This is a genomic window from Streptomyces sp. ActVer (genome assembly GCF_027270795.1).
GTDB lineage: Bacteria > Actinomycetota > Actinomycetes > Streptomycetales > Streptomycetaceae > Streptomyces > Streptomyces umbrinus_A.
This window is the reverse complement of sequence record NZ_JAPWHT010000686.1, coordinates 1-3,679: the sequence shown is the minus strand read 5'-3', so window position 1 is coordinate 3,679 and position 3,679 is coordinate 1. Positions and strand designations below refer to the sequence as shown.

The 3,679-nt window shown below is 70.6% G+C and carries 4 protein-coding genes; 1 reads left to right on the top strand and 3 read right to left on the bottom strand.

Annotation, left to right across the window (positions count from 1 at the left end):
• Both O3Q52_RS50465 and O3Q52_RS50460 read right to left on the bottom strand, forming a co-directional pair.
• On the bottom strand, positions 1–487 hold a 487-nt coding region (locus O3Q52_RS50465; protein WP_269655140.1), incomplete at its 3' end, for a sigma-70 family RNA polymerase sigma factor.
• Between the two features lie 148 nt (positions 488–635).
• Positions 636–1,835: an NAD(P)/FAD-dependent oxidoreductase gene (locus tag O3Q52_RS50460; RefSeq protein WP_269655139.1), complete on the bottom strand. Its 1,200-nt coding sequence runs from the start codon at positions 1,833–1,835 to the stop codon at positions 636–638.
• Between the two features lie 344 nt (positions 1,836–2,179).
• On the opposite strand from O3Q52_RS50460, the gene O3Q52_RS50455 reads away from it, so the two are divergent.
• A complete protein-coding gene (locus O3Q52_RS50455) occupies positions 2,180–2,968 on the top strand; it encodes an SAM-dependent methyltransferase (protein ID WP_269655138.1) in 789 nt (262 codons plus the stop codon).
• 419 nt (positions 2,969–3,387) lie between these two features.
• On the opposite strand, the gene O3Q52_RS50450 is transcribed toward O3Q52_RS50455, so the two are convergent.
• Positions 3,388–3,679 (bottom strand): hypothetical protein (locus O3Q52_RS50450; RefSeq protein ID WP_269655137.1); only part of this gene is annotated, 292 nt, incomplete at its 5' end.

The window sequence follows — 3,679 nt, the reverse complement described above, 5'->3', positions numbered from 1 at the left end:
CGTCCACGTGCCGGCGGGCGCGGTAGGCGATCTGGCGTGCGGCGGCAGGGCTCTTGCCGATCGCGGCCGCGATGTCGTCGTACCCGAACTCGAAGACCTCGCGCAGTACGAAGACGGCGCGTTCGGTCGGTGAGAGGGTCTCGAAGATGTACATGAGGGCCAGCGACAGGTTCTCGGACAGTTCGACGTCCTCGGCCACGTCCGGCGTGGTGAGCAGCGGCTCGGGCAACCAAGGACCTACGTAGGACTCCTTGCGCCGTTTGAGGGTGCGCAGCCGGTTGAGTGCCTGCCGGGTCGTGATCCGCACCAGGTAGGCACGCTGGTCCCGCACCTGCGCCAGGTCTGCCTTGACCCACCGCAGCCAGGTCTCCTGGAGCACGTCCTCGGCGTCCGCCGCGGAACCGAGCATCTCGTAGGCGACGGTGAACAGCAGGTCGCGGTGGGCGACGAAGGCCTCGGTCTCGGGGTCGGTGACGTGGTCGTTCATGTCGTGCGCTTCGCTCTCTCGCGGTCGGCCCAACCTGCCGGAGGCAGGCCGTGGATGTGTACCCGGCCGGAAGTCGGGATATCGCCGGCAGCTCCCCCGCCGATTCGGCCTGACCGGTCGGTCCGGCCGAAGGAGGGGGGCTTGGCGGCTAGGCCGCGCGTCCGGTGCCGGACGGTGTCGTGCGGTGTTCCGGCCGAGGCGTCTCCGGGCGGTCGGTGTCGTCGCCGTGGGCTGTGCGGGGACCCGCCTTGCGTGCCCCGGACACCAACTTGTTGAGGGTGAACTTGCAGGCGATCTCCTTGACGCCTGCTCCCGGCCGCCCGCCGATGTGGAGCGCGTTCACCTTGTCGTTCGGGTAGGAGAACTGGGTGACGCCCTCGTCTCGGCCGAGGCTGAGGCACTGCCCGGCGAACCACATCCGGACGGGAGCGGGTGTCTTCCCCGCGATCCGGCGCAGAATCGTGGCGGCTGCCGCCGGGCCCAGCTGCACGGCGGCCTGGCAGCTCATCCGGAACGGCTGGTCCGTCATCGCCGCCGCGTCCCCGGCGGCGACGATGTGCACGTCGTCCACGCTGGTCAGCGTCGCGTCGGTGAGCAGGCGGCCGTCGGTGTCGGTGCGCAGCCCGCTGCGGGCGGCCAGGTCCGGGACACGGAATCCCGCGGTCCAGATCGTCACCGCGCTGGGCAGCTCGCGGCCGTCGTCGAGCCGTACGGCGTCCTGCGTAACTTCCGTCACCCGCGTACGGGTGCCTTCGAGGACGGTCACACCCAGCCTGGCGAGCCTGCGGGCGACCGCGCGGCGGCCCCGGGCGTGCAGGGAGGGGCCGAGCACGTCGCCCCAGACCAGGGTGACACTGCGGCCCTGTTCCGCGAGCTCGGCGGCGGTCTCCAGGCCGGTCGGGCCCGCCCCGACCACGGTCAGCGGAGCCGTCACGGGGATCGCCGCCAGCGCGGACCGCAGCCGTTCCGCCCCCTCGATGTCCGACACCGAATGAGCGAACTCGGCCGCTCCTGGCACGCCGGGATCCGAGGCGCCGCTGCCCACGGCGTAGACGAGGTAGTCGTACGAGACCGTGCCGCCGCCTGCCAGCGATACCCGGCGCCCGGCAGCGTCGATCCGGGTCGCGGTGTCGACCACCAGGCGGACCTTCCCGCCCAGAACCTCGCCGAAGCTCGCCACCGCGTCGTCGGAGCCGGTCACGAGCTGGTGCAGACGGATCCGCTCGACGAACTCGGGACGTGGGTTGACCAGGGTCACCGACACGCCATCGCGTCGAGCCAGGCGATTGGCCGCCGTCACTCCCCCGTACCCGCCGCCGACGACGACCACCTGAACATTCCCGTTCATCATGTCTCCCTGTGTCTCCCTCGAGTGATGACTCGGCATGGAGACACCGGCCACGCGTCCCGTGTCACAGCTCGCGGATGAGACGTGGCGCACATCGGGCGCGGCGGAGACGCCGTAGCGGCAGACGTCCCTCGACGGGGCCCGACCTGGCGGCACGAGCTCGTCGGGCGGCGATCCGGGCCGCAGTGCAAGGTACCCAGGGGCGGCCCCCGGACCGGCTTCGACCGGTCCCACGGGCGCTGCGATGCTCTTCCGTCTCGCGCGGATCACATGATCTACTCCATCAGGGCCATCAGTGCGGGGCCTGAACTTTCACTGGAACCGACGGACACGACGGAGTGGCCATGCCGACCGGCCCACAACGGTTCTCACAGATCGTCACCGACAAGGCGCATCCCGCGCGGGTCTACGACTGGTTGCTGGGTGGCAAGGACAACTATCCGGTCGACGAGGCCGTGGGTGAACAACTGCCGCCCGAGGCCAGGGACGCGGCGCGGCAGAACCGTCAGTTCATGCACCGGGCGGCCGCCTGGCTCGCCGCGCAGGGCATCGACCAGTTCCTGGACATCGGGACGGGGATCCCCACCGAGCCCAACCTCCATCAGATCGTTCAGGGCATCGTGCCGACGGCGAAGGTCGTCTATGCCGACAACGACCCGATCGTCCTGCGCCATGCCGAGGCGTTGCTGGTCAGCCTGCCCGGAGGAGTCACCGACTACATCGAGGCCGATGTCCGGCAGCCGCAGGGGATCGTCGAGCATGCCCAGCGCATCCTGGACTTCAGCCGCCCCATCGCGCTGTCGCTGATCGCGCTGATGCATTTCGTCCCCGACGAGCAGGACGCGCACGCCATCGTCCGCGACCTGGTCGTCACACTGCCGCCGGGCAGCTACCTGGTGCTCTCGCACGCCGCCTCCGACCTCTATCCCGAACTCGCCGCACAGGTCACCGCCGAGTACGCCAAGGGCGGGATCCGGCTCGGCTTCCGCACCCGTGCCGAGGTGGAGCGCTTCTTCGACGGCCTCGACCTCGTTCCGCCCGGTCTGGTCACCGCGACGGAGTGGGATCCCTCGGGCAAGGAGCAGGAAGCTGAAGGCAGCGGCATCTACGTGGGAGTGGCCCGCACTTCGTGAATCGCGGGGTCTCCGGCGTGGACCCGCCACTCGATCCGCGGTACCGCACGAAAGGCGCGGCGAGCTCTCGCCGGGCCGCCGGCGGCTTCGACGTGACCGGCACAGCCCCAGACGCACCGACGGCACACTCCCGCTGGTCAACGAGCAAGGACGGCTCGGGCAGGCCGGGCCGAACGACGTCGAAGGGGCCCCGTGCATCCTTGCCGTCCGTCCTCGCTGCGGCGCGCCGCTGTGGACCTGCCCCTGACACTCATGGCGTCCGGATCGGCGGTCGGCGCCACCACCGCATCCGCCTCGGGCCACCGGTCCTCGGCAGGGCCGGCCGAGCGCGCATGGTTCACGTCCTGGGCCCAGTCCCAGCAGGAACTGGCCCCGGCTCCCCTGCGTGACCAGTCCGTTCGCATGATCACTCATCTCAGTCAGGGCTGAGGAGCACTGCGGGTCCGGTTCCAGAACACCTTCGGCAGAACGCCGCTCATCGTCGACGCCGCCACCGTCGGCCGAAGCAGCGCAGACGGCCAGGGCGGACCGGCGATCGAAGGTGCCGTCCGTGCCATCGCCTTCGACGGTCGGCGCGAGGTGGTCGTTCCGCCAAGTGGCGAGGTGTGGAGCGACGCCACGGAGCTGGAGACCCGGGCGCAGGACGACGTGGCGGTGTCCCTGTCGACCGCACACCACTGACCGGGCCGTCGGTGGCGCCCGTCCGCGCTT

What these genes read in the sequence shown, in the direction of transcription:
- O3Q52_RS50455 (WP_269655138.1), top strand. Translation starts at nt 2,180, where the DNA reads ATGCCGACCGGCCCACAACGGTTCTCACAGATCGTCACCGACAAGGCG.
- O3Q52_RS50460 (WP_269655139.1), bottom strand. Translation starts at nt 1,835, where the DNA reads ATGAACGGGAATGTTCAGGTGGTCGTCGTCGGCGGCGGGTACGGGGGA.